Here is a 26242-nt window from a genome sequence, read left to right on the forward strand (position 1 = left end):
TGTTTTATGGGCGACATGAAGCGTCGCGGCCTGGGCACCATTGTTCAAAGGCCACGCCGCCTGCGTCCAACGAGAAAAACCGCCGGTCTGGAACAAGAAAAACTGATCATGAACCTTCGCTTCCTCGAAACCTTCGTCTGGGTCGCCCGGCTCAAAAGCTTCCGCCTGACGGCAGAAAAGCTGTTCACCACCCAAGCCTCGGTATCCAGCCGCATTGCCGCGCTGGAGGCAGACCTGGGCGTGAAGCTGTTGCTGCGTGACTCACGTGGGGTCAGCCTGACCCCGGAAGGCGGCAAGGTGCTGGAGTATGCCGAGCGCATGCTGGATACCGCCAAAGCCATGAAGCAGTCGCTGGACAGCGACCGGGCCAAGGTCGGGCGCATTCGCATCGGCGTGATGGACACGGTGATCCACACCTGGATGAGTGCGCTGGTGGCAGAGCTGACCGAGCGCTACCCGCAGGTCGAAATCGAGCTGGTGGCCGACACCGCGCTGAACTTGCGCGAACAGCTGCAAAAAGGCTTTCTCGACGTGATTTTGCAGACCGACCTGCTGCGCGAGCAGTCGATTCGCAGCCTCGACCTGGCGCGCTACCCCATGGGCTGGGTGGTGGCGGCTGGCTCGCACCAGCACCGGGACTATGCGTCGCTGGCCGAGCTTGGGCGCGAGCGCATCATCACCTTCTCGAAGAATTCACGGCCGCACCAGGAGGTGCTGAGCTTGCTGCAGGCTGCGGGGGCGCAGACGCCGCGGTTGAATTGCGTGAACTCGGTGGCGGCGATCACCCGGCTATTGCGCGACGGTTTTGGTATTGGCGCATTGCCGCCGGCACTGGTGGATGCCGAGTTGGGTCGGGGCGAGCTGGTGTTGCTGCAAGGCCTGCAACCGCCACCAAGCCTGGAACTGGTGGTGGCGTGGCAGACAGGGGTGGCGTTGGTCGATGAAGTGGTCGGGGTGTGCCGACAGGTGCTGGAGCGGTATGCGCGGGATGTGGGTGGGCAGCGGATAGCACTCATCTGACCGGCTAACGCGGTCTTTGTGGGAGCAGCCTAGCGCCAGCTTTCTTTCACCGCCCTGCGCCGCCCGCCCAGGATCACCCAGCCAAGCCCCAGCAACAGGCTTTCGACCACAAAGGCCAGCACAAACCCTGCGCCAACACCCCAGCCAATTGCCTCGGGCACCAGCAGAATCTGGTAGCTGTAGGCATTGAGGGTTTCCTCGCGCAGTTGTGGGTCGGCCTGCACCAGCACATGCCAGGTACGCTGGGCCCACGGCCCTTGCAACGCCTGCCATTCTTTTTCCAGCAGTTCGTTGCGGATCATCAGGCTTTCGATGCTGTTGGCATCACTGTTGAACACCGGGTCGTCACTGCTGCGGTAATGCTGCAGCAGCGCCTGCAAATCGCCTTTGAAAAATCGCTCGGCCGTTTGCCGGAACCCATCCAGCGCCTCGCGCGACTCGAACAGGTGCGCCTCGACCCGCTGGCTATAGTCCTTGACCAGCCCAGGGACCTGGATACCGGCCAGCAGGCCGAAGGTGAACAGCAGCAACCGCAGGTAACTTCTGAACATGCAGCGTCCTTAGCTCTGACCGTGTGCCACGCACTCGCCGTGCCGCCACAGGGCCCATTGACCGGGCTCGTAGCGATGCCAGGTCTCGTTCTCGGTCAGGGCCTCGGTGGCAATCACCGTGACCACGTCGTTGGGGGTGGTTTCGGTATGAAAATCGACGATCAGGTCGACATCCTTCAACCGCGCGGCACCAAACGGCGCACGGCGGGTAATATGCACCAGCTTGGTCGAACAGAAGCAGAACAGCCAGTCGCCATCGCTGAGCATGCAGTTGAACACACCCCGGCCACGGTAGCCGGCACAGGCTTCCACCAGCACCGGCAGCAGCTGTTCTACCGGCACCGGCTCGGGGAAAGCACTGCGGATGCGGTTGAGCAAGTCGCAAAAAGCCGCTTCGCTGTCGGTGTCGCCCACCGGCCGGTAGAAGCTGGCCTGCCCTTTGAAATCGCCCAGTTGCCCATTGTGCGCAAAGCACCAGTTGCGGCCCCACATTTCCCGCATGAACGGGTGGGTGTTGGACAGGCACACCCGGCCGACGTTGGCCTGACGGATATGCCCGATCACCACCTCGCTCTTGATCGGGTAACGCTGCACCAGGTTGGCAACTTCCGACTCGCTGCTCGCGGCCGGGTCCTGGAACAGGCGCAGCCCGCGGCCTTCATAGAAGCCGATACCCCAGCCGTCACGGTGCGGGCCGGTACGGCCCCCGCGCTGCATCAGGCCGGTAAAGCTGAAAACGATGTCGGTGGGGACGTTGGCACTCATGCCCAGCAGTTCGCACACAGGCGTGTCTCCTCCGCTTACAGACGGGGCTCGACCCGGCCATTGCCGCGGGGAACGGCAGGGCGTGGGTCGTCGCGGTAACGGTCGCCGCGCTCGGCGGCCAAGGGGGCTTGCCCGGCGACCTGGTCATCTTCATCCGCCTGGCGCTTGGCGGCCGCCTCGGCTTGCACACGCCGCTCACTGGCGCGTTTTTCCAGCGGCCAGCGCACCAGCACGAAGAGAAAATACAGGCCGAAGGCAATCATGCCGTACATGGCGAAGTCGGACACCGCACGCCAGGCGTTGTTGCCCACCTTGAAGGCAAGGTCCAGGGCAGTGATGGCGATGGCCGGGGCGAAGCTGTCCTTGACCGGGTCGACGACAGTCGGGGTCAGCAGCAGCACTGCCAGCACCACCCGCAGCGGTTCGCGCAGCCAGCGCCACATCCAGCCGGTAAGCTTGAAGGCCACCAGCAGGCAGCCCAAGGCGGCCACGGCGTACAGGCCCCAGGCAAAGGTGTAGTCGTTCTCGGTCATGGTGTTCGTGCAAGCCAGGCAAAGAGATGCCTATGATAAACACTTTTCCGGGCGCAGACAGTGTTTGCCTGTACCGGCCTCTTCGCGGGCGGGCCCGCGAAGAGGCCGGTACAGGCAACCCCAACCAAGAGACCCTCAATGCAAACCAAGCCCCAACCTCCCATCGCCCACGCCGATAACGCCGCCGACCCGTACGCCTGGCTGCAACAGCGCGACACCCCCGAGGTACTCGCCTACCTGCAAGCCGAAAACGCCTACCAGGAAGCCTGCCTGGCCGACCAGGCACCGTTGCGTGAGCAATTGTTCGAAGAGATCAAGGGCCGCATCCTGGAAACCGACCTGTCACTGCCGGCCCCCTGGGGCCCCTACCTGTACTACACCCGCACCACCGCAGGCGACGAGTACCCACGGCACTACCGCTGCCCGCGCCCGGCAGACGACTCGAACACCGTCGATGAAAGCCAGGAGCAACTGCTGCTCGACCCCAACGCCCTGGCCAATGGCGGCTTTTTGTCGCTGGGGGCGTTCAACGTCAGCCCCGACCACCGCCTGCTTGCCTACAGCCTCGACACCAGCGGCGATGAAATCTACACCCTGTACGTCAAGGACCTGGCCACCGGCAGCATCACCGCCCTGCCCTTCGACGACTGCGACGGCAGCCTGACCTGGGCCAATGACAGCCAGACGCTGTTCTTCGCTGAACTGGACGACACCCACCGCCCTTGGCGCCTGCGCCGTCATACCCTCGGCAGCGACGCTGCGCAGACCGTGTTCGAAGAGCCCGACGGGCGCTTCTTCCTGCACTGCTACCGCACCAGCTCCGAGCGCCAACTGGTGCTGCTGCTGAACAGCAAGACCACCAGCGAGGCCTGGGTACTAAATGCCGAAACGCCGCAGGCGCCGTTCACCTGCCTGGCGCCGCGTGTCGAAGGCCATGAGTACTTCCCCGACCATGGCCAGCTCGATGGCGAGTGGCGCTGGTTCATCCGCACCAACCAGGACGGTATCAACTTCGCGCTGTACCAGGCCCCTGCCACACCGGTGCCCAGCCGTGCACACTGGCAGGTGCTGGTCGCACACCGCGATGCGATCATGCTCGAAGGCCTCAGCCTGAATGCCGGCGCGCTGACCCTGAGCCTGCGCGAAGGCGGTTTGCCGATCATCGAAGTACGCCCGCAAGGCCTGCCATGCTACCGTGTGGAACTCCCCGACGCCGCCTACAGCCTGTACGTGCAAGACAGCCTGGAGTTTGCCAGCACACGCGTACGCCTGCGTTACGAAGCGCTCAACCGCCCAGCCCAGGTGCGCCAGCTGGAGCTGGCCAGCGGCGCCCAGGCCGTGCTCAAGCAAACCCCGGTGCTGGGTGCGTTCGATGCTGATGACTACGTGAGCGAGCGCCGGTGGGCAACCGCAGCGGATGGCACCCAGGTGCCGATCAGCCTGGTGCGTCGCCGCCAGGACCTGGGCCAACCCGTGCCGCTGTACCTGTACGGTTACGGCGCCTATGGCGAAAGCCTGGACCCTTGGTTCTCCCATGCGCGGCTGAGCCTGCTGGAACGCGGCGTGGCTTTTGCCATCGCCCATGTGCGCGGCGGTGGCGAACTGGGCGAAGCCTGGTACCGCGCCGGCAAGCAGGAGCACAAACCCAATACCTTCAACGACTTCATCGCCTGCGCCGAACACCTGATCGCCGAGGGTGTGACCACTGCCGAGCAGTTGGCCATCAGCGGCGGCAGCGCTGGCGGCCTGCTGATCGGTGCAGTGCTCAACCTGCGGCCCGAGCTGTTCCGCTGTGCGATTGCCGAAGTACCGTTCGTCGACGTGCTCAATACCATGCTCGACCCCGAGCTGCCGCTGACCGTGACCGAGTACGACGAATGGGGCAACCCTGAGGAGCCGCAGGTGTATGAACGGATCAAGGCTTATGCGCCGTACGAGAATGTAAAAGCGCAGGCCTACCCGGCGATGCTGGTTGTAGCGGGCTACAACGACAGCCGCGTGCAGTACTGGGAAGCAGCCAAATGGGTGGCGCGCTTGCGCACGCACAAGACCGACAGCAACCTGCTTCTGCTCAAGACCGAGATGGGGGCTGGGCATGGTGGGATGAGCGGGCGGTACCAGGGGTTGAAAGATGTGGCCCTGGAGTATGCGTTCGTGTTTGGCGAATTAGGTATCGCCTGAAGGGAGGTTTGAGCACCTGCGCGATACCTGTGGGAGCGGGCATGCCCGCGAAGCAGTCAACGCGGTGCCTGGCACCGGCTACGCCGGTGTTCGCGGGCATGCCCGCTCCCACAGGACCGGCGCAGGCCGCTCATGCTCAATCATCCTGCACCGCCGGCTTCGGTGGGTCCTGGCGCAACCCCGGCAATGGCTGGTCCTTCGGCGGCCCGGGCACTGGCATTGGCGGCAACAAGGGCGCCCCCGGCTGGCTGTCGTAGGCTTTGGGCGGTGTACTCGGGGTGATCTGCGGGTATGGCGTGGGTGTGGGGGTGCCCGGTGCACCCGGCACTGCCGTAGTGAGGCGAGGTGGCGTGCTGGCAGCTTCGGCCAGGGGCAGGCCAGCCATCAGCAGCGCGGTCAGGATCGCGTGAAGCATCAGCAACCTCCTGTCGGGAACCTTTCTACAGGCTACGCCTAAATCACCGCTTTCGCCTGTCCGCCTGCCCTGCAAGCGCGCTAGACTCAATGCCATAACCGTCATTTGCCTGATCAGAACAAAGGAAACACCATGAGCTCCACCTCTTCCGCCGCCGCCACCGCGCGCCTTGATCGCATCCTGGCCGATGCCAAGCGTGACAAGGAAATGGGCTACCGCGACAAGGCCCTGAGAATGTACCCGCACGTCTGCGGCCGTTGCGCCCGCGAATTCGCTGGCAAGCGCCTGAGCGAGCTGACTGTGCACCACCGTGACCACAATCACGACAACAACCCGCAGGACGGCTCCAACTGGGAGCTGCTGTGCCTGTACTGCCACGACAACGAGCACTCGCGCTACACCGACCAGCAGTACTTCAGCGAAGGTTCCACCAGCACACCGAGCATCGCCAAGGCCACCCACAACCCGTTCGCCGCGCTGGCGGGCATGTTGAAGAAAGACTGACCATCGATTCGGCCCCCACTGCTACCGGGCAGCCCGTATAATCGCGCTTTTTTTCGCGAAGGGCCCCGGTACGTGGCAAACAAACGATACAGCTGCATCGGCCTGTTCAACCCCAAGTCCCCAGAAAACGTGGGCTCGGTGATGCGCGCTGCGGGTTGCTATGGCGTCAATTCGGTGTTCTACACCGGCAAACGCTACGAACGTGCGCGTGACTTTGTCACTGACACCAAGCGCGTGCACTACGACATTCCTCTGATCGGCATCGATGACCTGCAGCGCATCGTTCCGCTGGGCTGTACCCCGGTGGCGGTCGAGCTGGTGGAAGGTGCGCGGCCACTGCCGGAATATACCCACCCGGACCGGGCCATCTACATCTTCGGGCCGGAAGACGGCAGCCTCAGCCCCGAGGTGCGGGCATGGTGTGAAGAGACCATCTACATCCCCACCGAGGGTTGCATGAACCTGGCCGCGACCGTGAATGTAGTGCTGTATGACCGTTTGGCCAAAGGGCTGAATACCCGCTCTGGGCCCAAGTTCAAATAAAGTTGCCGCTGAGCGCCCCGAGTGAACGCGGCTGACACCCTGCTGGTCAGCTGCTTACATTTCACACGGAGGTCTTGCCATGTTCGATATCCATTCTGCTGCGTCTTCTGCGTCTTCGCAGCACAATGTCCATGGCCTGGAACGGGTCAGTTCGCTGGCTGGAGGGGCACTGATGGTGAGCAAAGGGCTGCGCCAGGGTGGCTTTATCGGCTTGCTGCAGCTCGTGGTCGGAGGTATTGCGGTGGCACGCGGGGTCAGCGGGCATTGCTCGACCAAGGCGTGGTGGCAGCGACATCGGCAGGAGTACCACCGGTTGCGTTCGGATATAGAACGCAGTGCGGTGGAGCTGGAGGCGTTGAAGGCCAGTGCCAAGGCGGCGACACGGGGAGTGACGGTGACCGGGAAGGATCCGTTGGCAGACAGCTGATCTTTGTATCGTCTGGGCTGGCCTCTTCGCGGGGCAAGCCCGATCCCACAAGTACCGCACAGGGTTCGAGGTACAGGCCCCAGGGATGTCTAGCGCAACACCTTGCTCTGCAGCACCTCGGACTTGCGCCCCATGACGTTCTCGCTGATTTGCACAAAGTCTTCAGTGCTCACGCTGGGCAAGCGCATCAGCCCGCGTACCACATCGTCCAGCGAACGCTTGGCCTGTGTGTGGATGCGGATTTCCTTGTCCAGTGCCTGCAGCAAGATCACCCCACGGGCCACCTGAGCGGGGCTGGCGCGTTCGCCCTTGAGCCGGGTGACCTTGGCGCCCTGCTTGCTCAGGCGTGCCTGCCAGGCCTGGTAGCGGTCGTCGCTCACCCCGCCTGAACGGCGCAGCAACTCGCTGGCGTAGTAGTCGGTCAGGCTTTCCACCAGCCAGTCACTGCCGTCACGCCCATGGATCTGCGCGAACAGCTGCACCATTTCGCGCAGCAACGGGCTGCTGCCGTTCTCGCTGATCATCGGCCGGGCGCTGTGCAGGTACAGCGAACCCTGCGCTGCCATTGCCCCGCGCCACATGCCGTCACGGGCACCGACCAGCAGCAGCTTTGGCGGGTTGCGCGGGAACACGGCCTGCAACTGCGGCCAGACATAGGTCAGCAAGGTCAGGCTGTCCATGCGCCGCATGCCCTGCCCGACCGGTGCGGCCACAGTGACCTCGGTATCGCCCAGGCGGGCACGGCGGCTACCCAGGTCGCCGGCCAGCATCCAGCCAGTCGGGCGGTCGAACAGGCGCGAAACATTGTCGATGCGGAACTTGTCCTTGCCAATGCGTGGCCAGGACGTCTCGATACTCTTCCAGCCCTCGGGCAAGTCGAACGCCAGGCGTGCCACAAGCTCCGTGCCATCTTGCTGGTCAAGCCGCGCAGGCGGTACCAGCTGGTCGCCGAGGAACAACGCCCAGTGAGGGGTAACACGCGAGGAATAGGCACCGCTGGCGAGCTTCTGGTCCAACTGCACGCGGTAGCTGAGGCTGGTCTTGCCGGCCGCCGGCTGCCACACGCCACGCTGGCCCTTGAGTTGCCATTGGCCATCGGTCTGGAAGCCGCTGAAGGCCGCCGCCTTGCCCAGGTCGAAGTCGAGGCTGCGCACGGCACTGCCTTCAGCCAGGGTCAGGCGGACTTCCGCTTGGCCACTGGCGGGCAACAGGCGCACCTGGTAGTCAAGGTCGACCTTTTTCGCCCAGGCTGGCGAACTGGCCATCAGGCCCAACAGCAACAACAGCTGGCAACGCATACAGAAACTCCTTGTTTCCCCGTGGCAGCGGGCCGCGCCGGTCAGCTGGCGCGGAAGATCAGGTGGTCTTCCCAGTCGTCTTCGTGCACATCCTGCTCCCTGAGCATACGCCCCGACTGGGAAATGCGCTGTTCATGGACCTGCTGGCGATCGCCACAGACAAGGTGGTGCCAGGCCGGCAGGTCCTTGCCCTCGCTGACCAGGCGATAACCGCAGGTGCTTGGCAGCCACGTGAACTGGTCGGCCTTGCCCGGGGTGAGCTGGATGCAGTCCGGTACATGCGCGAAGCGGTTGGGGTAGTCGCTGCACTGGCAGGTATCCATGTCCAGCAATTTGCAGGCGATACGCGTGTAATAGACGCTGTTGTCGTCTTCGTCCTCAAGCTTTTGCAGGCAGCACAGGCCGCAGCCGTCGCACAGCGACTCCCATTCTTGCGGGCTGAGTTGCTCGAGGGTCTTGCGCCGCCAGAACGGCGCGTTTTCAGCGATCATCACACGGTTTCCTGCATTCATCTTTAGGGCCACGGCGCGCGGCGGCGCCAGTCTAGAGCCTGGCCATCGGCAAAGCCAGACCGCTTGTCAGTCGCGACGGGACGCAGTAGCGTGCGGGTTTCCCGTCCGTTTGCAGGAGCTGTCATGAGCGCCAACCCCCGCATTGCCGATTACGCCATCAACGAACAGTTCATCAACCGCTGGTCGCCACGCGCCTTCACCGCCGAACCGATCAGCGAACAGACCCTGCTGAGCTTCCTGGAAGCCGCACGCTGGGCACCGTCGGCGTACAACTCGCAACCTTGGCGCTTCCTGTATGCCCGCCGCGACACGCCAAACTGGGAGCGCTACCTGAACCTGCTGGTGCCGTTCAACCGCAGCTGGGCGCAACAGGCCTCGGCGCTGGTACTGATCATTTCCAAGACCACCTTTGCAGCCCCGGGCGCCACGGAAGAAAAACCGGCGCTGTGGCACACCTTCGACACCGGCTCCGCCTGGGGCCACCTGGCCCTGCAGGCCAGCATCAGCGGCTGGCATACCCATGGCATGGCTGGTTTCGACCAGGACTTGGCGCGTCAGGAACTGAAGATTCCCGAGGGCTACGTGCTGCATGCCATGGTGGCGATCGGCAAGCTGGGTGACAAGGCCAGACTGGATGAAGCGCTGCAGTCGCGTGAAGTACCGAGCCCGCGCAAGCCGCTGAGCGAGCTGGCTGCCGAGGGTGATTTCAGCCTGTAAGCCTTGTGGAGGCCTTACTGGCCTCTTCGCGGGCTCGCCCGCTCCCACAGGCACGGTGCTGTACCTGTGGGAGCGGGCGAGCCCGCGAAGAGGCCGGCACAGGCAACATCAATCAGTAGCCCCGGGCAAAGTCCACTTCCCCACGCAACCCCTGCCCCGCTTCATAAGCCCGCACATTCTCGACAAACAACCGCACCATCGCTGCCGGCGAGGTGGGTGCCGAGCTGTGCCCGGTCAACAATAGCCCCCAGGCGGTCCAGAACGGGTGCTGCCGGGGCAACGGCTCCTGCCGGCAGACATCGATCACCGCTCCGGCCAGATGGCCCTGCTTCAGTGCCTCTACCAGGTCGGCATCGACCACGGCCGCGCCACGCCCGGCATTGATGAACAACGCCGTGGCCTGGAAGCACTTGAACAGCGCCGCGTCATACAGGTCGTGGGTAGCAGGGGTGTCCGGCAGCAGGTTGAGCACGTAGTCGGCCTGGCCCACCATGCGTGGCAAGTCGGCCAGCGCAGCCACCTCGACGAACGGTGCCTGTTCCCGGGCGCTGCTGGCTACGCCGTACAGCACCACACCAAACGGCTGCAGGAACTCGGCCACCCGCTGGCCAATGTCGCCGGTGCCGACAATCAGCACCTTGCGCCCTTCCAGCGTGCGCCCCGGGCGGTCATCCCAGCGCCGCTCGACCTGGCTCACCAGGCGCGACAGCACCTCGCGCTCATGGCCGAGCATGTAGGTCAGCATGTACTCGGCCATCACCTGGCCGAATATGCCCACCGCACGGGTCAGGCGATAGTCACGCGGCAGGCCATCGGCCAGCAACGGCGTGATACCGGCCCACGTCGATTGCATCCATTCCGGTTTGAGGCCCTGGCGTAGCAAGCTCGCCAGCAAGTCCGGCTGGCCCAGCCACACCGTGCACTGCGCTGCCTGACGGGCCAGCTCGGCGGAGTCACCGCTGGTCAGGATTTCCACGTTCGGCGCTGTTTCGCGCAAAAGCCCGGCGTAACGAGCATGGTCATGCTCAGCAATCAGTACACGCATGGTCAGACCGGGTCGTTACGGCGCAACAGCTCTTCGGGCAGGTGCTCGATGTACTCATCTTCCAGCGGCGGCATCTGCAGGTGGTAGCCCTGGTTATCGAGGTTTTCCAGCACCTTGGTGATGTCCTCACGGGCCAGCTTGCGCTCGGGGCTAAGCACCAGATCAAACGCGTGCATGGGGGTGCCAAAGGCCGGCAACAGGCCTTCGGGCACACGCTCCAGGCCGTCGGCCTTGAGCACGTACAGGTACATTTCGTTCTTGCGGGGGCTCTTGTAGATCGAGCAAATGCGTTTCATCGGGTTTCTCCGGCAGCTGCCAGGTTGTCCAGCAGGGCCTGGCCCATGCGCTCACGGCGCCAGCCGCGCAGCGAATCGGGCAGTTGATAAGGGCCATGGGGGTAGCCGGTCTTGAGCAGCGCTTCCAGGGCTTTCTTGCGCAGCATCAGCTCGGGGGCAATGCCCAGGCGCTCGCCTTCGGCCTGGCCGATGGCACGCAGTTGCTTGAGAATGCCCGCAGCCTCGATCGGCAGTGGTTCAGGCAACGGCGCTGGCCACTGCTCGGCAGGCAGGCTGCCGGCGCGCTTGATCAGCTGCACGAGAAACTCACCGTCCTGACGAATGGTGCGCGGGTGCATCTCGTCGATCTTGGCCAGCGCCGACAGGTTGTTCGGCTGGCTCTTGGCCATGGGCCACAGCGAGTGTTCCTTGAGGATGCGGTTGCGCGGCACATCACGGTTGCGCGCTTCGCGCTCGCGCCAGGCGCACAGTTCGCGCAGCACCGCCAGTTGCTGGGGGGCCAGCTTCCAGGCGAGCTTGACGTCGCGGTACAGGCTTTCGGGCTCGACTTCACGGCGCAATGCGGCCACCAGCTCGGCGCCGTCTTCCAGCACCCAGGCGTACTTGTCGTCGGACAAACGCGGGCGCAGCACCGTGAACAGCTCGGCCAGGTGCACGGCATCCTCGGCCGCATAACTGATCTGGGTTTCAGAGAGCGGGCGCTGCAGCCAGTCGGAGCGGGTCTCACCCTTGGGCAGCTCGATACCCAGCACCTCCTGCACCAGGCGCGAATAGCCCATGGAGAAGCCCAGGTTCAGGTAACCGGCAGCCAGCTGGGTGTCGAACAGCGGCTGCGGCAGCTTGCCGGTCAGGCGCAGCAGCACTTCAAGGTCTTCGCTGCAGGCGTGCAGCACCTTGACCACACCGCAGTCTTCCAGCAGATCGGCCAAGGGTTGCCAGTTGCCGATCAGCAGCGGGTCGATCAGGAAGGCCCGCTGGCCGTCACCGATCTGAATCAGCCCGGCTTTCGGGTAGAAGGTGTCGACCCGCATGAATTCGGTGTCGACGGCGACGAAGGGCAGTTGGTGCCAGTCGCGGCAGTGTTCGGCCAGGCTCTGGTCGTCACGGATCCAGTGAATTTCGATGGCCACGAGGCTCTCCCACTAACATTGGCGCGCAGTATATACGGCGCGGGCACTGCTGGTGAAACCCGGGCCATCCTTGATATCGATCAGTGGTGCTGTTTGTGAGTGAAGGAACGGCATTTCAGCGCTTGGCCGCCAGCCAAGGCCGGCAGCTGGCGAACATGTCCAGCGACTGCTGGTAGACCTCGGTGCGCACCTGCAACAGGCCGAGCATGGAGTGGAACAGGTTGTCCTGCGACAGCGGGGCATCGCTGAGCTTGGCCAGGCAGTCGGTGTCGAGGCCGAAGTCCTCCTTGTAGCTGTCGGAGAACCAGGTCAGCAGCGGCACGTGCTTTTGCTGCTCAGGGGCGATGGGGTAAGGCGTGCCATGCAGGAACAGGTTGTACTCGCCCAGCGACTCGCCGTGGTCGGACAGGTAGATCATGGCCGTGTCGACCTTGTCCTGTTTGCTGCGCAAGGTGTCGATCAGCGAAGCCAGCACCTTGTCGGTATAGGCCAGGGTGTTGTCATAGCCGTTGATGATCTCCTGCTCGCTGCACTGGTTAAGTGCGTTGCTCTGGCATACCGGCGTGAAGCGCTCGCCGCCACTGGGGTAGCGCTTGAAGTATTCCGGCCCGTGGCTGCCCATCTGGTGCAGCACCAGCACGGTGTCCCTGTCGAGGTTGTCGATCAGCTCGTCCAGACCTTGCAGCAGGATCTGGTCATGGCATTCGCCATTGGCGCACAGTTGGGGGTCCTTGAGGTTGCTGACATCAATGAACTGCACGCGGTCGCAGGTACCCTTGCAGCCCGACTGGTTGTCACGCCACTGCACGGCCAGGCCGGCACGCTGGAGAACGTCCAGCAACCCTTCGCGGTTCTTCGCCACGCGGGCATCGTAATCCTTGCGCTTCATGCCCGAGAACATGCACGGCACCGAGACTGCGGTTTCCGTGCCGCACGAGTGCACATCGGAAAACGCCAGCAGGCCTTGTTCCTTGGCCAGGTTCGGCGTGGTATCGCGCTCGTAGCCCAGCACGCCGAAATGGTCTGCCCGGGCACTTTCGCCGACGACCAGCACCGTCAGCGACTTGCGCTCGTGTTTTTGCCAGGCGGCATCTCGCTTGGCATCTTCGCCATAAGACTGGAATGGGCGCGAGGCAGTACCGACCCGCTCGCTGACATAACCGATGGAGGCCCCAACGATATTGCTCGGGGTCAGCATCAGGCGCAGTTCGTGGTGGTTGCGAAACAGCGACGACAACCCTTGATAATTGACCAGCGCTACCGAGCCAAGGGCCACGACACAGGCACCACTGACCACCAGCTTGCCCAGCAGCTCGCGGTGCCAGGGGCGGTAAGCGATTTGCACCTTCCACAACAACACTGACGGCAAGACACCCAATAACAGGATATAGGCAGCAAACTTCAGCGACATCAGATCGCGCACTTCTGCAACATTGGTCTCAGCCATATTGCGGAACATGCCGGCATCAATCAGTACACCGTACTGGTTCATGAAGTAAGCCGCGCCCGCGCCACTCATGAACAACACGATGAGTACCGGCTTCAATACATAACGGAAGGCAACCAGGGTGAGAATGAGGTTGAAGGCGAACAGCATCAGCACCGCAAACGCCAGGCTCAGCCAAAGCCCTGACAGGCCGGCGGGCACCACCTCTTGCAAGTGCTCCCAGAGAAACATGTTCAAGCCAATCAGCAGGTAAAGGCTGGCCAGCAGCGTGACCCATTCAGTCCGCAGGGATTTAAGGTTGAGCATCAGCGTTCGCAATCAAGAGTGATTATCAGCCCCCAGGCCGGATGGCACCGTGGGAAAGTTGGGCGAACTCTAGAAAGCGCATCATCAATTTTTTGTGAAAAAGACGGTAACAATTTCGTGAAGCGTGGTCTTTTATCAATTTCGTGAAAGTCATTCAGCTGCCATTCAGCGTGGCCGCCCTCACAAGCCTGCGCAAACGCGGCTATCCTCAGTGGTCAGGACCTTACCGACAACCCTGACAGAGGTGAAGAAATGCCAGTTCCGCATGATCTGCTCGCTGACCTGCACGTTACCGCTGATGCATTCCAGGCGCTCATTGACAAGGACCAGGCGCTGCACGCGCTGCACAAGGAATACAACGCCAAGGACAAGGAGGTGGTCGCCGCCGAAGGCAACGGTACCAACGACGACGCCGTCAACCGGCTGCGCAAGGAACGGTTGCTGATCAAGGACAAGATCGAACGGATCATCCATCCGCCCAAATCCTGATTGATTTCACAGGCCTGAACGCGCCATGTGGGAGCGGCCTTGCGCCGCGAAAGGGCTGCGTAGCGGCCCCAAGGTTTCAGCAATAACGCATAGATTGCCGGGGCCGCGCTGCGGCCCTTTCGCGGCACAAGGCCGCTCCCACAAGACCGCGTTTATATCAGCCCGCCGCTGATGCCTTCAAAGCACCATCCAGGTCCTCGATCAGGTCGCGGTGATCCTCGATCCCCATCGACAACCGCAGCAGGTTCTCGCTGATCCCCATCACGCCTTTCTGCTCCGGGCTCAGCGAGCAATGCGACATGGTCCACGAGTGGTTGATCATGCTCTCCACCCCGCCGAGCGAGTCGGCCAGCACAAAGATCTGCAACGCCTCCACCAGGCGGTTGAGCGCGGCGCGGTCGCCCTTCACCTTCATCGCCACCACCGCCCCGCCACTGCGCATCTGGCGTTTGCACAGTTCATGCTGGGGGTGGCTTTCCAGCCCCGGGTAATACACCTGCTCGATCTGCGCACGCCCTTCGAGAAAGCGTGCCACCTGCAGGGCGTTGGCACACTGGCGCTCCATGCGCACATCCAGGGTCTTCAGGCCGCGCAGGGCGAGGTAACAGTCAAATGGCCCCTGCACCGCGCCAATCGCCATGCTGATGCGGCGCAGGCGTGCCAGCAGTGCATCATTGGCCGCCACTACCACGCCACCGGTCAGGTCGGAGTGGCCGCCGATGTATTTGCTGGCGGAGTGCATCACCAGGTCCACGCCCAAGGTGATCGGGCGCTGGTTCCACGGTGAGCAGAAGGTGTTGTCGATACAGGTCAGGATGCCCCGCGCCTTGGCCAGGTCGCACACCGCCTTGATGTCGACCAGGTGCAGCAACGGGTTGGTCGGCGACTCGATCCAGATCAGCTGGGTTTGCGGCTTGATGGCGGCGGCCACAGCCTCAAGGTCGTTGAGGTCGACATAGGTGGTGGTCAGGCCCGAGGTACGGCTGCGGTAGTCCTCCAGAATGCGGAAGGTGCCGCCATACACGCCGTTCATCACCACCACGTGGGCATCCTTGGGCAGCAGCTCAAGCACGGTTGCGGTGGCATTGACGCCCGAGGCACAGGCCACAGCGCCCACGCCTTCTTCAAGGGCAGCGACACAGGTTTCGTAGGCATGCCGGGTAGGGTTGCCGACGCGGCTGTAGGAGTATTCCGGCTTGTCGTCCAGGCTGCGCTTGGTGAACGAGCTGGCGGTGACGATAGCCGGGAAAATGGCGTTTTCGGCAACGCTGAACTGCTCGCCGGCGTGAATGGTACGGGTGGCGAAATTGCGCGGCTTGTCGGACATGGTCAGGCCCATTGGCAGAGTGAAGGCTGCAACTATCGCACAACCCAAATCGTCTGGCCTTGGGGTAATCTGTGAAAAATTTTTCTACACGGCCCGCGCGCGATATGGACAGTTTCGACCAGCACATACTTACCCTGCTTCAGCGCGATGCCTCGATCGCGCTCAAGGACCTGGCCGAGGCCGTCAACCTGTCCACCACGCCGTGCTGGAAGCGGGTCAAGCGCCTGGAAGAAGAAGGCTACATACTCGGCCGTGTCGCCCTGCTGGACCCCGAACGCCTGGGGCTGGGGCTGACGGTGTTCGTCCAGCTCAAGACCCAGCGCCATGACAGCGCCTGGCTGGAGCAGTTTGCCGCGACCGTGACCGGGTTTGAGGAAGTGATGGAGTTCTATCGCATGTCGGGGGACTGGGACTACATGCTGCGGGTGGTGGTGGGGGATATTGCGGCGTATGACCGGTTCTACAAAAAGCTGATTACCCGCACCGATGGGCTGTCGAACATCACCTCCAGTTTTGCCATGGAGCAGATGAAGTACACCACGGCTTACCCGGTGCATCGTTCCTGATTCTGTATGGCTGCACCGGCCCTATCGCCGGCAGGCCAGCTCCCACAGGTTTATCACAGGTTCTGAAAGCTGTGGAGTCCCTGTGGGAGCTGGCTTGCCGGCGATAGGGCCCTTGCAGGCAACCCGTCAATCCGCGGCCAACACCGCCGCAATGCGGTTCCCTGCCTTGGCTTTCTCGACCTTGATCGCCACAAATTTCGAGGTAGGGGTGTAGGTCCCCTCGCCATAACTTTCCAGCGGCACCAGTGGGTTGGTCTCCGGGTAATACGCCGCCGCCTGCCCCTCAGGCACGTCATACGCCACCAGGCGGAACCCAGAAACGCGCCGTTCCACGCCGTCCTCCCACAGCGACACCAGGTCCACCTGCTCACCCGGCTCAAAGCCCATGCGGCGGATGTCGGCCTCGTTGACGAACACCACTTCACGCAGGCCAAACACCCCGCGGTAGCGGTCATCCAGGCCATACAGGGTGGTGTTGTACTGGTCATGCGAGCGCAGCGTCTGCAGGATCAGGTCGGGCTTGTCACCCCGGGCCAATACCTTGGCGTTGATCAACTCTTCCGGCAGTGCGTGGGGCATGAAGCGAGCCTTGCCCGTGGTCGTGCGGAAGTTGCGATCGGCGGCATTGTTGCCCAGGTGGAAACCGCCCGGGCTATGCAGGCGTTCGTTGAAGCCGGTGAAACCTGGGATCACGTCGGCGATCATGTCACGAATGCGGTTGTAGTCGGCCACCGCATACTCCCAGTCGATCGGCTGGTTGCCCAGCGTGGCCTTGGCCATGCCGGCGATGATCCACGGCTCCGAGCGCATGTGCGGCGAGCGTGGGCGCAACTGGCCGTTGGAGAGGTGCACCATGCTGAAGGTGTCCTCCACGGTCACGCCTTGCGGCCCTTCGGCCTGCAGGTCGATTTCGGTACGGCCCAGGCAGGGCAGGATCAGTGCATCGCGGCCGGTGACCAGGTGCGAGCGGTTGAGCTTGGTGGAAATCTGCACGGTCAACGCGCAGTTCTGCAATGCCGCGTGGGTGCGCGGGGTGTCCGGGGTGGCTTGGGCGAAGTTGCCGCCCAGGGCGATGAACACCTTGGCCCGCCCCTCCTCCATGGCTTTGATCGCCAGCACCGCGTTGTGCCCGTGGGCACGCGGCACACGGAACTGGAAGCGTTTTTCGATGGCGTCGAGCAACGCCGGCTTGGGCTTCTCGTCAATGCCCATGGTGCGGTCGCCCTGCACGTTGCTGTGGCCGCGCACCGGCGACAGGCCGGCCCCGGGCTTGCCAACGTTGCCGCGCAGCAACTGCAGGTTGACGATTTCCTGCACGGTAGGCACCGAATGGCGGTGCTGGGTAACGCCCATGGCCCAGCACATGATCACCCGCTCGGCCTTGCGGTACATGCGTGCGGCCAGCTCGATCTCGGCCAGGGTCAGGCCCGACTGTTTGACGATGTGTTCCCAAGAGGTGGCGTCCACCGCTGCCAGGTAGTCATCGACGCCGCTGGTGTGCTCGGCGATGAAGGCATGGTCGAACACCGCCGGCTCGCCCTTGGCCTGGGCTTCACGCTCCCACTGCAACAGGAACTTGGCAATGCCACGCATGGCCGCCATGTCACCACCCAGGGCCGGGCGGAAGTAGGCGCTGGACGTCGGCTCAGAGCCGTTGCTGAGCATTTCGAACGGGTGCTGCGGATGTTGGAAGCGCTCCAGGCCACGCTCTTTTAGCGGGTTGAAGCAGACCACCTGGGCCCCACGCTTGACCGCCTCACGCAGCGGTTCGAGCATGCGCGGGTGGTTGGTGCCGGGGTTCTGGCCGATGACAAAGATGGCGTCGGCCAGCTCCAGGTCGTGGAACACCACGGTGCCCTTGCCCACCCCGAGGGTTTCCGACATGCCTGCGCCGCTGGCTTCGTGGCACATGTTCGAGCAATCGGGGAAGTTGTTGGTGCCGTAAGCGCGCACGAACAGCTGGTAGAGGAACGCCGCCTCGTTGCTGGCCCGGCCCGAGGTGTAGAACTCGGCCTCATCGGGCGACTGCAGCGCACGCAGGTGCGTGGCGACCAGCTCGAAGGCCTCCTGCCAGGTGGTTTCGACATAGTGATCGGTGGCAGCGTCGTAACGCATCGGGTGCGTGAGGCGGCCCTGGTATTCGAGCCAGTAGTCGGTCTGCTCCCTCAGCGCGCTGACGCTGTATTTGGCGAAGAAAGCCGGGTCGACCGAGCGACCGGTCGCCTCCCAGTTAACCGCCTTGGCGCCGTTTTCGCAGAACTTGACCATGTCGCTTTCCGGCGACTCGCCCCACGCACAGCCGGGGCAGTCGAAGCCGCCGTTCTGGTTGGTCTTGAGCATGGCCCGCAGGTTCTTGAAGGCATTTTCGCTGCCCAGCCAGCTTTTGGTGACGCTCTTGAGCGCCCCCCAACCGGCGGCGGCGCCCTTGTAGTCCCTGATGTGTTCGTCCTGGCTCATGCGATGAATCCTCACGCTTCGATGCTTTTTTCCAGCCTATTGAGCGTGAGGCAGGGGCGTCCAATCGAAAGATCTTACGGTGTGATAAGCGGTTTCGATCATGGGCCGGGAATGTGGTTGCAGCCATGATAGAGGCCGTCGATCAAGCAGTCGGACAAAGCAATTTGACGCCCCTGCGGCCAGGTTATAGCTTGGAGATGTGTCCCAACCCATTCGAGCGCGAACGTGGAACAGAACAGCCGGGCCCTGATTGACGGCTTCAACCGGAAAATCGACTACCTGCGGATGTCGGTCACCGACCGCTGTGACTTCCGTTGCGTCTACTGCATGGCCGAAGACATGCAGTTTCTGCCGCGCCAGCAGATCCTCAGCCTCGAAGAACTGTTCCAGGTGGCCGAGCGCTTCGTCGCCCTGGGCACCCGCAAGATCCGCCTGACCGGCGGCGAACCACTGGTACGCCAGGGCATCGTCGACCTGTGCGGGCGCATCGCAGCCCTGCCCGGCCTGCGCGAACTGTGCCTGACCAGTAACGGCTCGCAACTCGGGCGCCTGGCACAGCCACTGTTCGACGCGGGGGTCTCGCGCCTGAACATCAGCCTCGACAGCCTGGATGCCGACCGTTTCAAGCAACTGACCCGCACCGGCGACCTGCATCAGGTCATCGCTGGCATCGACGCCGCGCGCCAAGCCGGCTTCAAGCGCACCAAGCTCAACTGCGTGGTGCTCAAAGGGCGCAACGACCATGAACTGGTCGACCTGGTGCGCTTTGCCATCGATCGCGAACTGGACATCACCTTCATCGAAGAAATGCCGCTAGGGGTGATCAGCGAACACGAGCGCGGCGAGTCGTTCTGCTCCAGCGACGAAGTACGCGCGCGCCTGGCCGAGCAGTTCACCCTGATCGAATCCACCGAGTCGTCCCAGGGCCCCGCCCGTTACTGGCGTCTGGCAGAAGCGAACACCCGGGTAGGCTTCATTTCGCCGCACAGCCACAACTTCTGCGCCACCTGCAACCGCGTACGGCTGACGGTCGAAGGCCGGCTGCTGCTGTGCCTGGGCAATGAACACTCGGTGGACCTCAAGCACGTGCTACGCGCCCACCCCGGCAACGCCGAACGCCTGGAAAAGGCCATCCGCGATTCGCTGCACCTCAAGCCGTACCGCCATCACTTCGAAGTCGGTGGCGACGTGCAGATCCTGCGCTTCATGAACATGACCGGCGGCTAAGCGGCCGTCTCTGGATATCCATGATCGTCCACCCAACCCCTGATGTGCTGCGTGTGCTGTTCACCCTCAAGGGTTCGATCGTCAAGCGCATTGCCCTGCGCTGCCTGATGGTGACCCTGCTGGCAGCGCTGATCGTGCTGATCGAGCGCCATTACCCGGCGTTTTTCTACCCGGTGAGCGCCACGCCGTTCACCTTGCTTGGCCTGTCGCTGTCGATCTTCATGAGCTTTCGCAACAACGCCTGCTATGACCGCTGGTGGGAGGGCCGCAAGGCCTGGGGCAAGCTGATCATCGAAACCCGCTCGTTCGTGCGCGAAAGCGTGGTGATTGCTGACGACCACCTGCGTACGGAGCTGCTGCGCAGCCTGTGCGGTTTTGCCCATGCACTGAATGCACGGCTTCGTAACGAGGATGATCTGGCAGCCGCTCGGCCGTGGCTGGCCCGGCCTGAGAGGATCAGCCCGCACAACGTGTGCGACGGCATCCTGCGTGAGATTGGCGAACACTGTTCGCAGTTGGCCGCACAACAGCAGATCAGCGACTGGCGCTACAGCCTGCTGGAGCAACGGCTGGTGGGGCTGACCGAAGTACAGGCCACCTGTGAGCGGATCAAGGGCACCCCGTTGCCGTTCCCCTATACGCTGCTGCTGCACCGCACCATCTACATCTTCTGCCTGCTGTTACCGTTTGCCCTGGCCGAGCCGCTGGGCTGGCTGGCACCCCTGTTCACCACCATCGTGGGGTACACGTTCTTCGGGCTGGATGCGATTGGCAACGAGCTGGAAGACCCGTTCGGGCGCGATGAGAACGACTTGCCTACTGATGCCATGGTGCGGACTGTGGAGCGCGATGTGCTTGGGGCTCTTGGAGTCGAGCCGCTGCCGCCGTTGCTCCTACCTGTGGACTATGTATTGCGCTGAGTAATTAAAAAGCCTGCTCGCATAGAATCCAGCCTTAAAGCCACTAGCATTTTTACCAGTTTACAGTATCCAGAGACGAGTTAAGGTGAGGTTATTTCTACGGAAGCGCCACCATGAAAAGCCCAAGTCCTCAACGCGTATTTTACAACGGAAACAAATTAAGCTTACTTATTCAAGGCAAAGAACACACTGCTATCATGCACGGCGGAAAATTGCCACTTGCTGAAAAGGTACTAGCAGGCGGGGACGCAATAGCCCACACCCGCATGCTAAGCACTGACCGCCTAGGTTCTACAATAGTTAGCTCGATAAACGCTGAGCAGCACGAATTAGCATTCACCCCATACGGGTATATCGATCCACTTCTAATCAAATCACTACTGGGCTTTACCGGCCAACTGCGGCAAGCCGGGACAGGATGCTATCTATTAGGCAGCCGCCGAGCCTTCAACCCGATAACAATGAGATTCAACAGTTATGACGACCGAAGCCCTTTTGCAGAAGGTAATATCAATGGGTATGCTTATTGTGGGTGTGACCCTATAAATTACACTGACCCTTCCGGGAGATCGCGATGGGGTTGGTTCAAGAAACATATACTCCGAACCCCTAATACAAAAAAATATGATGTCGCTTTTGAGCATGGCCGACAACAAGGCTACAACGAGGGAAGCGCTGCCGCCAGTAGTGAATATCACAAAGGATTCAATGCCGGCCGCAAGACTGGGTATGACGAAGGACTCAATGCCGGCCGCAAGACTGGGTATGACGAAGGACTCAATGCCGGCCGCAGGGCTGGGTATGAAGAAGGACTCATTAAAGGACATGAAATCGGAAAGCAGGATGGCATGAAATTCGGCTCCGTTTGGGGATTTGCCGAAGGAAAAATATCGGGAAGCAAACGACTCGATCGCCCTCTTCTAACTGCCGCCGAACGATTTGAGCAACTCCCAACATTACCATTGCCTCTCGATTCGGTAACCAGCAAGTACTACAATGCCGATCAAAATAAAACACTCAGAACCCTGGCCGACCTTCTACACCAGGAGGGCGGGATGGAGCCCCTATACCATGGTCGCACTTACAAGCTAGACTCAAGTGTCGATAGCCAACGCTACATGATTTCAATTCGGCAAGGGCGTATATTATCACGCTTCAACCCTAGCGGCCGCTGACCGTCTATCAGCTCACTGAGGCTTTGCGCCTTAAATGTATATCTGATGATGGCAGTCGTTACTACGCCCCGACATCACTCTTACCGGGGTCAGGTGCTTCACGAAATTACAAGGCCGATGCCGGGCATCCAGCTGCTCGGCCAGAATCCCCTCCCACCCCGTGCGGCAGGCGCCGGTCGAACCCGGCAGGCAGCACACCAACGTGCGGTTGGACAACCCGGCCAATGCCCGGCTCTGGACGGTCGAGGTGCCGATATCCAGAATTGACAACGCCCGGAACAGCTCGCCAAAACCGTCGATGCGCTTGTCCAGCAGGCACTCAACTGCCTCCGGCGTGCTGTCTCGCCCGGTAAAGCCGGTGCCGCCGGTAATCAGCACCACCTGCACCTGCTCGTCGGCAATCCAGGTCGCCACCTGCGCGCGAATCTTGTACAGGTCGTCCTTGAGCAACGCCCGCGCCACCAGCCGGTGGCCGACCTCTACCGAACGGCTGGCCAGCAGTTCACCGGAGGTGTCATTGTCATAGGTACGGGTGTCGCTGACGGTCAGCACGGCGATGTTCAGCGGTACGAAGACCGCATCGGGTTGGACGCGCACGGTAAAACTCCTTGAATGGCATTGTCGACACGCTAGAGGCACGGCCCGAGGGCGTCCAATCGATATGGCGTACCGGGCGATCAATGACATCTATCGCAGACGTGGGTTAAGGTCTGCATAACCAGACGCCAGGCACTTTCATGGACATCAAGCAGCTCAAGTTCCTCATCGCCCTCGACCAGACCCGCCACTTCGGCCAGGCGGCGGCGCTGTGCCATATCACCCAGCCAACGCTGTCCATGCGCCTGCGTAACCTGGAGGACGAACTGGAGCTGGTGCTGGTCAAGCGCGGCCAGCGCTTCGAAGGTTTTACCGAGGCCGGCGAGCGCATCCTGGCCTGGGCCCGCACCTTGCTCGCAGCCCACGATGGCCTGCAAGCCGAGGCCGCCAGCTGCCGCGGCCAAGTGGTCGGTAGCCTGCGCCTGGGTACGGTGCCGCTGGCCAGCTTCAACCCCATGCACCTGCTGCTGCCACTGCGCGAAAAATACCCCGAACTGCACTTTCAGCTCAGCTCGCTAAGCTCGGAACAAGTCATCGACGGGCTCAGCCGCAACCAGCTCGACCTGGGTATCTGCTACCTGGACCAGGTCAACACCAGCTTTTTCGAAGTGATCGAACTGGGCACCACCACCATGGGCCTGTTGCACGACACCCGGCACTTTCAATTCGCCGACGCCCCGCTGCGCTGGGATGCCCTCAGTGACATACCACTGGGCTTGCTGAGCAAGGGCATGCACTACCGTCAATCGCTGGACCTGAGCTTCCGCAGCCGCGGTCTGGAGCCGAATGCGGTGCTGGAAAGCGACTCGACCTTCCAGCTGATCCAGGCCATCAATACCGGCATGTGCTGCGCGATCATGCCGCTGGACTGCGGCCTGGAAGACCTCAGCGAGCACCTGCGCATCCTGCCGGTGGCCGACGCCGCCATTCACAGCCCGGTCGGCCTGCTGCTGCGCCGCAGCGAGCCGCGCTCGGCGATTGCCGAACAGTGCTTTGCCGAGGCCCGGGTGCTGTTTCAAGCCACCTGATCGCTGGTTGCCTGGCGGTACTGGCGCGGGGTAAAGCCGGTCAGTTGCTTGAACTGGCGGCTGAAGGCGCTGTGGTCGGTATAGCCGCAGCACATTGCCACTTCGGTGATGGGCAGGTCCGAATGCAACAGGCGGTGGGCGTGCTCCAGGCGCGCCTTGTGGATCATCTGCCGGGGCGTGAGGTGGAACACCCGCTTGCAGTAGCGCTCCAGCTGGGCCACGGAAATATTGGCGATACGGGTGAGCTCGCCCATGCTGATCGGCTGGTGAAAATGCTGGCGAATATGCTCGTCCACCGCGGCCAGGCGTTGATAGGCAGGGTGACTGTCGGCGGCTGATTGCAGGTCGACCGAAATGCCAACCAGGCCGATGATCTCGCCCGCCTGGTTGTACAGCGGGCGCTTGTGGGTCAGGCACCAACCAGGCTCGCGGCTGCCGTACAGGTGCAGCTCCAGCTGGTCCTCCAGCACCCTGCCTTCCTTGAGCACCCGGCGGTCCTGTTCGGTGTAGCCGGGCCCCAGCTGCGCCGGGAACACTTCGGCGCTGGTCTTGCCCAGTAGCGGTTGCAGGCGCTTGAGGCCGCAACGCTGGACCAGGGTGTTGTTGGCCAGCACATAGCGGGCGGCCGGGTCCTTGATGAAGATCGCAGCGTTGGGGATGGCGTCGAGGATCGGCAGCAGCAGCGATACACCGGCGAGCAGGGCCTCGAGGGTGGCGGGGCGGTGCTGGTCGAGGGACTGGTAGAGGGTTGCCAGGGGGGTATTGGTCATCTTCTCTATCTCGGTTTGCTGGGCCCGCCTCTTCGCAGCGCACGGCTGCTCCTGCAGCGACCGCAGAAGGCTTGATAGCCATGCGGTTCTTGTAGGAGCCGCCTTGTGCTGCGAAGAGGCCAGCACTGGCAATGTATCTCTCAAACCCTTATCCGGTATGGCCTACAGCCTATCCACCAGCACACCCTGGCCGCCAGCATTTTTTGCAACTGTGCCGATTTCGTCATCCCCCCTGCAGAAAACCATCAAGAACCGTCGCCCCGACCGGTTCACTCTATGCCCCACGCAAGCCGCCCAAGTCCTACAAGAGCGCGGCCCAAAAAGCCGCATCTCGTGACATCAGACCTGCCTATCCAATAACCAACAAAAAGGCGAACCCATGTCAGGCAAATTCAAAAAACAGTTATCACTGCTGGACCTCACCTTCATCGGCCTGGGTGCCATCTTCGGCTCCGGCTGGCTGTTTGCCGCCAGCCACGTGTCGGCCATCGCAGGCCCGGCCGGCATCCTCTCCTGGTTCCTCGGCGGTTTTGCCGTACTGCTGCTGGGCATCATCTACTGCGAGCTGGGCGCTGCCCTGCCCCGCGCCGGTGGCGTGGTGCGCTACCCCGTTTACTCACACGGCCCACTGCTCGGCTACCTGATGGGTTTCATCACCCTGATCGCCTTTTCCAGCCTGATCGCCATCGAAGTGGTCGCCTCACGCCAATACGCCGCCGCCTGGTTCCCCGGGCTCACCAAGGCCGGCTCCAGCGACCCGACCGTGCTCGGCTGGTTGGTGCAGTTTGCCTTGCTGGGGCTGTTCTTCTTCCTCAACTACCGCAGCGTGAAAACCTTCGCCAAGGCCAACAACCTGGTCAGCGTGTTCAAGTTCATCGTGCCGCTGCTGGTGATCGGCGTACTGTTCACCTTCTTCAAGCCAGAAAACTTCGAGGTCCAGGGCTTTGCCCCGTTCGGCCTGTCCGGCGTGGAAATGGCCGTATCGGCCGGCGGCATCATCTTCGCCTACCTGGGCCTGACGCCGATCATTTCAGTGGCCAGCGAGGTGAAGAACCCACAGCGCACCATCCCTATTGCACTGATTTTGTCGGTGCTGCTGTCCACCGCGATATACGCCCTGCTGCAACTGGCCTTCCTCGGCAGCGTGCCGACCGAAATGCTGGCCAACGGCTGGGCCAGCGTGACCAAGGAACTGGCCCTGCCTTACCGTGACATCGCCCTGGCCCTGGGCGTCGGCTGGCTCGCTTACCTGGTGGTGGCCGACGCCGTGATCTCGCCCAGCGGCTGCGGCAACATCTACATGAACGCCACCCCGCGGGTGATCTATGGTTGGGCGCAGACTGGCACCTTCTTCAAGTACTTCACCCGCATCGATGCAGAATCCGGCATCCCGCGCCCGGCCCTGTGGCTGACGTTTGGCCTGTCGGTGTTCTGGACCCTGCCGTTCCCATCGTGGGAAGCGCTGATCAACGTGGTCTCCGCTGCCTTGGTCCTGAGCTACGCCGTCGCCCCGGTCACCGTCGCCGCCCTGCGCCGCAATGCGCCACAGATGCCGCGCCCGTTCCGGGTCAAGGGCATGGCCGTGCTCGGCCCGCTGTCGTTCATCATCGCCGCGCTGATCGTGTACTGGTCGGGCTGGAACACCGTGTCGTGGCTGCTGGCCCTGCAAATCGTGATGTTCGTGCTGTACCTGCTGTGTGGCCGTTTCGTACCCACCCAGCACCTGTCGCTGGCCCAGCAAGTTCGCTCCTCGGCATGGCTGATCGGTTTCTACGCGGTGACCATCCTGCTGTCGTGGCTGGGCAGCTTTGGCGGCCTGGGGGTAATCGGCCACCCGCTCGACACCGTGGCCGTGGCCGCCTGCGCGCTGGGCATCTACTACTGGGGCGCCGCGACGGGCGTGCCTGCCCACCTTGTGCGCCTGGAAGGTGAAGACGAAAGCGAAGCCAGCGCTGAAACCCACACCGGCCGCCCTGCTGCCGTCGCTTCCTGATCT

General features: G+C 62.6%; 27 protein-coding genes. 13 read left to right on the forward strand and 14 right to left on the reverse strand.

The annotated features are described in order from the left end of the window. Positions 1 to 108 precede the first annotated feature (108 nt). Positions 109 to 1020, forward strand: coding sequence for a LysR family transcriptional regulator (locus OZ911_RS21665; RefSeq protein WP_024718077.1), 912 nt, complete (start codon positions 109 to 111; stop codon positions 1018 to 1020). Between the two features lie 29 nt (positions 1021 to 1049). On the opposite strand, the gene OZ911_RS21670 is transcribed toward OZ911_RS21665, so the two are convergent. Genes OZ911_RS21670 through OZ911_RS21680 form a run of 3 tightly spaced genes read right to left on the reverse strand, consistent with a single transcriptional unit; the run spans position 1050 to position 2869 of the window. Continuing rightward, complete coding sequence (locus tag OZ911_RS21670) at positions 1050 to 1571, reverse strand: DUF2937 family protein (RefSeq protein ID WP_016488592.1); 522 nt, start codon at positions 1569 to 1571, stop codon at positions 1050 to 1052. Between the two features lie 9 nt (positions 1572 to 1580). Beyond that, on the reverse strand, positions 1581 to 2354 hold the full coding sequence (locus OZ911_RS21675; protein WP_016488593.1) for a class II glutamine amidotransferase: 774 nt from the start codon (positions 2352 to 2354) through the stop codon (positions 1581 to 1583). 17 nt (positions 2355 to 2371) lie between these two features. Continuing rightward, positions 2372 to 2869: a hypothetical protein gene (locus OZ911_RS21680; RefSeq protein WP_016488594.1), complete on the reverse strand. Its 498-nt coding sequence runs from the start codon at positions 2867 to 2869 to the stop codon at positions 2372 to 2374. A gap of 138 nt (positions 2870 to 3007) precedes the next feature. Here OZ911_RS21680 and OZ911_RS21685 point away from each other — a divergent pair, with 138 nt between their 5' ends. Continuing rightward, on the forward strand, positions 3008 to 5050 hold the full coding sequence (locus tag OZ911_RS21685; protein WP_023048405.1) for a S9 family peptidase: 2043 nt from the start codon (positions 3008 to 3010) through the stop codon (positions 5048 to 5050). A gap of 136 nt (positions 5051 to 5186) precedes the next feature. Here OZ911_RS21685 and OZ911_RS21690 read toward each other — a convergent pair whose 3' ends face one another. Beyond that, on the reverse strand, positions 5187 to 5465 hold the full coding sequence (locus OZ911_RS21690) for a hypothetical protein (protein WP_268968469.1): 279 nt from the start codon (positions 5463 to 5465) through the stop codon (positions 5187 to 5189). Positions 5466 to 5597: 132 nt separating this feature from the next. On the opposite strand from OZ911_RS21690, the gene OZ911_RS21695 reads away from it, so the two are divergent. The 3 genes from OZ911_RS21695 to OZ911_RS21705 all read left to right on the forward strand — a co-directional run bounded on the left by OZ911_RS21695 (position 5598) and on the right by OZ911_RS21705 (position 6939). Further along, the gene (locus tag OZ911_RS21695; protein WP_016488597.1) at positions 5598 to 5969 is read left to right on the forward strand and encodes a YajD family HNH nuclease; all 372 of its coding nucleotides are present in this window, start codon (positions 5598 to 5600) and stop codon (positions 5967 to 5969) included. Between the two features lie 72 nt (positions 5970 to 6041). Next, positions 6042 to 6512, forward strand: coding sequence for an RNA methyltransferase (locus OZ911_RS21700; RefSeq protein ID WP_016488598.1), 471 nt, complete (start codon positions 6042 to 6044; stop codon positions 6510 to 6512). A gap of 79 nt (positions 6513 to 6591) precedes the next feature. Beyond that, a complete protein-coding gene (locus OZ911_RS21705) occupies positions 6592 to 6939 on the forward strand; it encodes a YgaP family membrane protein (protein ID WP_031312544.1) in 348 nt (115 codons plus the stop codon). A gap of 89 nt (positions 6940 to 7028) precedes the next feature. Here OZ911_RS21705 and OZ911_RS21710 read toward each other — a convergent pair whose 3' ends face one another. After that, positions 7029 to 8237 (reverse strand): hypothetical protein, encoded by a 1209-nt coding sequence (locus OZ911_RS21710; RefSeq protein ID WP_016488600.1) that lies wholly within the window; start codon positions 8235 to 8237, stop codon positions 7029 to 7031. A gap of 41 nt (positions 8238 to 8278) precedes the next feature. Beyond that, a complete protein-coding gene (locus OZ911_RS21715) occupies positions 8279 to 8728 on the reverse strand; it encodes a YcgN family cysteine cluster protein (protein ID WP_016498373.1) in 450 nt (149 codons plus the stop codon). Positions 8729 to 8872: 144 nt separating this feature from the next. Here OZ911_RS21715 and OZ911_RS21720 point away from each other — a divergent pair, with 144 nt between their 5' ends. Beyond that, complete coding sequence (locus tag OZ911_RS21720; RefSeq protein ID WP_023049236.1) at positions 8873 to 9466, forward strand: nitroreductase family protein; 594 nt, start codon at positions 8873 to 8875, stop codon at positions 9464 to 9466. Between the two features lie 112 nt (positions 9467 to 9578). Here the strand turns inward: OZ911_RS21720 and OZ911_RS21725 are convergent, their stop codons facing one another. The 4 genes from OZ911_RS21725 to OZ911_RS21740 form a co-directional block, all read right to left on the reverse strand. Further along, positions 9579 to 10511 carry a D-2-hydroxyacid dehydrogenase gene (locus tag OZ911_RS21725; RefSeq protein WP_016488603.1) on the reverse strand — a complete coding sequence of 311 codons (933 nt, stop codon included), beginning with the start codon at positions 10509 to 10511 and terminating at the stop codon, positions 9579 to 9581. Between the two features lie 2 nt (positions 10512 to 10513). Continuing rightward, positions 10514 to 10807, reverse strand: coding sequence for a YcgL domain-containing protein (locus OZ911_RS21730; RefSeq protein ID WP_016488604.1), 294 nt, complete (start codon positions 10805 to 10807; stop codon positions 10514 to 10516). Then, on the reverse strand, positions 10804 to 11937 hold the full coding sequence (gene rnd / locus OZ911_RS21735) for a ribonuclease D (RefSeq protein WP_016488605.1): 1134 nt from the start codon (positions 11935 to 11937) through the stop codon (positions 10804 to 10806). The genes OZ911_RS21730 and rnd overlap by 4 nt, the downstream gene beginning before the upstream one ends. 115 nt (positions 11938 to 12052) lie before the next feature. After that, complete coding sequence (locus tag OZ911_RS21740) at positions 12053 to 13690, reverse strand: phosphoethanolamine transferase (RefSeq protein ID WP_016488606.1); 1638 nt, start codon at positions 13688 to 13690, stop codon at positions 12053 to 12055. A 252-nt stretch (positions 13691 to 13942) separates the two neighbouring features. Here OZ911_RS21740 and OZ911_RS21745 point away from each other — a divergent pair, with 252 nt between their 5' ends. Continuing rightward, positions 13943 to 14179, forward strand: a complete 237-nt coding sequence (locus OZ911_RS21745) for an HP1242/YdcH family protein (RefSeq protein ID WP_016488607.1) — start codon at positions 13943 to 13945, stop codon at positions 14177 to 14179. Positions 14180 to 14336: 157 nt separating this feature from the next. On the opposite strand, the gene OZ911_RS21750 is transcribed toward OZ911_RS21745, so the two are convergent. Then, positions 14337 to 15518 (reverse strand): trans-sulfuration enzyme family protein, encoded by a 1182-nt coding sequence (locus OZ911_RS21750; RefSeq protein WP_023047728.1) that lies wholly within the window; start codon positions 15516 to 15518, stop codon positions 14337 to 14339. Between the two features lie 92 nt (positions 15519 to 15610). Between OZ911_RS21750 and OZ911_RS21755 the strand changes: the two genes are divergently transcribed. Further along, complete coding sequence (locus OZ911_RS21755) at positions 15611 to 16072, forward strand: Lrp/AsnC family transcriptional regulator (protein ID WP_016488609.1); 462 nt, start codon at positions 15611 to 15613, stop codon at positions 16070 to 16072. 126 nt (positions 16073 to 16198) lie between these two features. On the opposite strand, the gene OZ911_RS21760 is transcribed toward OZ911_RS21755, so the two are convergent. After that, entirely contained in the window at positions 16199 to 18529 is a 2331-nt protein-coding gene (locus tag OZ911_RS21760) for an FdhF/YdeP family oxidoreductase (protein WP_023047729.1), read from the reverse strand. Positions 18530 to 18754: 225 nt separating this feature from the next. Here OZ911_RS21760 and moaA point away from each other — a divergent pair, with 225 nt between their 5' ends. The 3 genes from moaA to OZ911_RS21775 all read left to right on the forward strand — a co-directional run bounded on the left by moaA (position 18755) and on the right by OZ911_RS21775 (position 21851). Further along, entirely contained in the window at positions 18755 to 19756 is a 1002-nt protein-coding gene (gene moaA / locus OZ911_RS21765; RefSeq protein ID WP_016488611.1) for a GTP 3',8-cyclase MoaA, read from the forward strand. 20 nt (positions 19757 to 19776) lie between these two features. After that, entirely contained in the window at positions 19777 to 20676 is a 900-nt protein-coding gene (locus tag OZ911_RS21770; RefSeq protein ID WP_016488612.1) for a bestrophin family protein, read from the forward strand. A 113-nt stretch (positions 20677 to 20789) separates the two neighbouring features. Continuing rightward, complete coding sequence (locus OZ911_RS21775; RefSeq protein WP_080641082.1) at positions 20790 to 21851, forward strand: RHS repeat-associated core domain-containing protein; 1062 nt, start codon at positions 20790 to 20792, stop codon at positions 21849 to 21851. Positions 21852 to 21881: 30 nt separating this feature from the next. Here OZ911_RS21775 and moaB read toward each other — a convergent pair whose 3' ends face one another. Next, positions 21882 to 22448 (reverse strand): molybdenum cofactor biosynthesis protein B, encoded by a 567-nt coding sequence (gene moaB / locus OZ911_RS21780; RefSeq protein WP_016488614.1) that lies wholly within the window; start codon positions 22446 to 22448, stop codon positions 21882 to 21884. Positions 22449 to 22588: 140 nt separating this feature from the next. Between moaB and OZ911_RS21785 the strand changes: the two genes are divergently transcribed. Continuing rightward, positions 22589 to 23476, forward strand: coding sequence for a LysR family transcriptional regulator (locus tag OZ911_RS21785; RefSeq protein WP_016488615.1), 888 nt, complete (start codon positions 22589 to 22591; stop codon positions 23474 to 23476). Here the strand turns inward: OZ911_RS21785 and OZ911_RS21790 are convergent. Beyond that, positions 23464 to 24246: an AraC family transcriptional regulator gene (locus OZ911_RS21790; protein ID WP_016488616.1), complete on the reverse strand. Its 783-nt coding sequence runs from the start codon at positions 24244 to 24246 to the stop codon at positions 23464 to 23466. The genes OZ911_RS21785 and OZ911_RS21790 overlap by 13 nt on opposite strands. Before the next feature lie 379 nt (positions 24247 to 24625). On the opposite strand from OZ911_RS21790, the gene OZ911_RS21795 reads away from it, so the two are divergent. After that, positions 24626 to 26239 (forward strand): APC family permease, encoded by a 1614-nt coding sequence (locus tag OZ911_RS21795; protein ID WP_070086910.1) that lies wholly within the window; start codon positions 24626 to 24628, stop codon positions 26237 to 26239. Positions 26240 to 26242: the final 3 nt, after the last annotated feature.

Origin of the sequence: Pseudomonas fortuita (assembly GCF_026898135.2) — a bacterium.
GTDB classification, from domain to species: domain Bacteria; phylum Pseudomonadota; class Gammaproteobacteria; order Pseudomonadales; family Pseudomonadaceae; genus Aquipseudomonas; species Aquipseudomonas fortuita.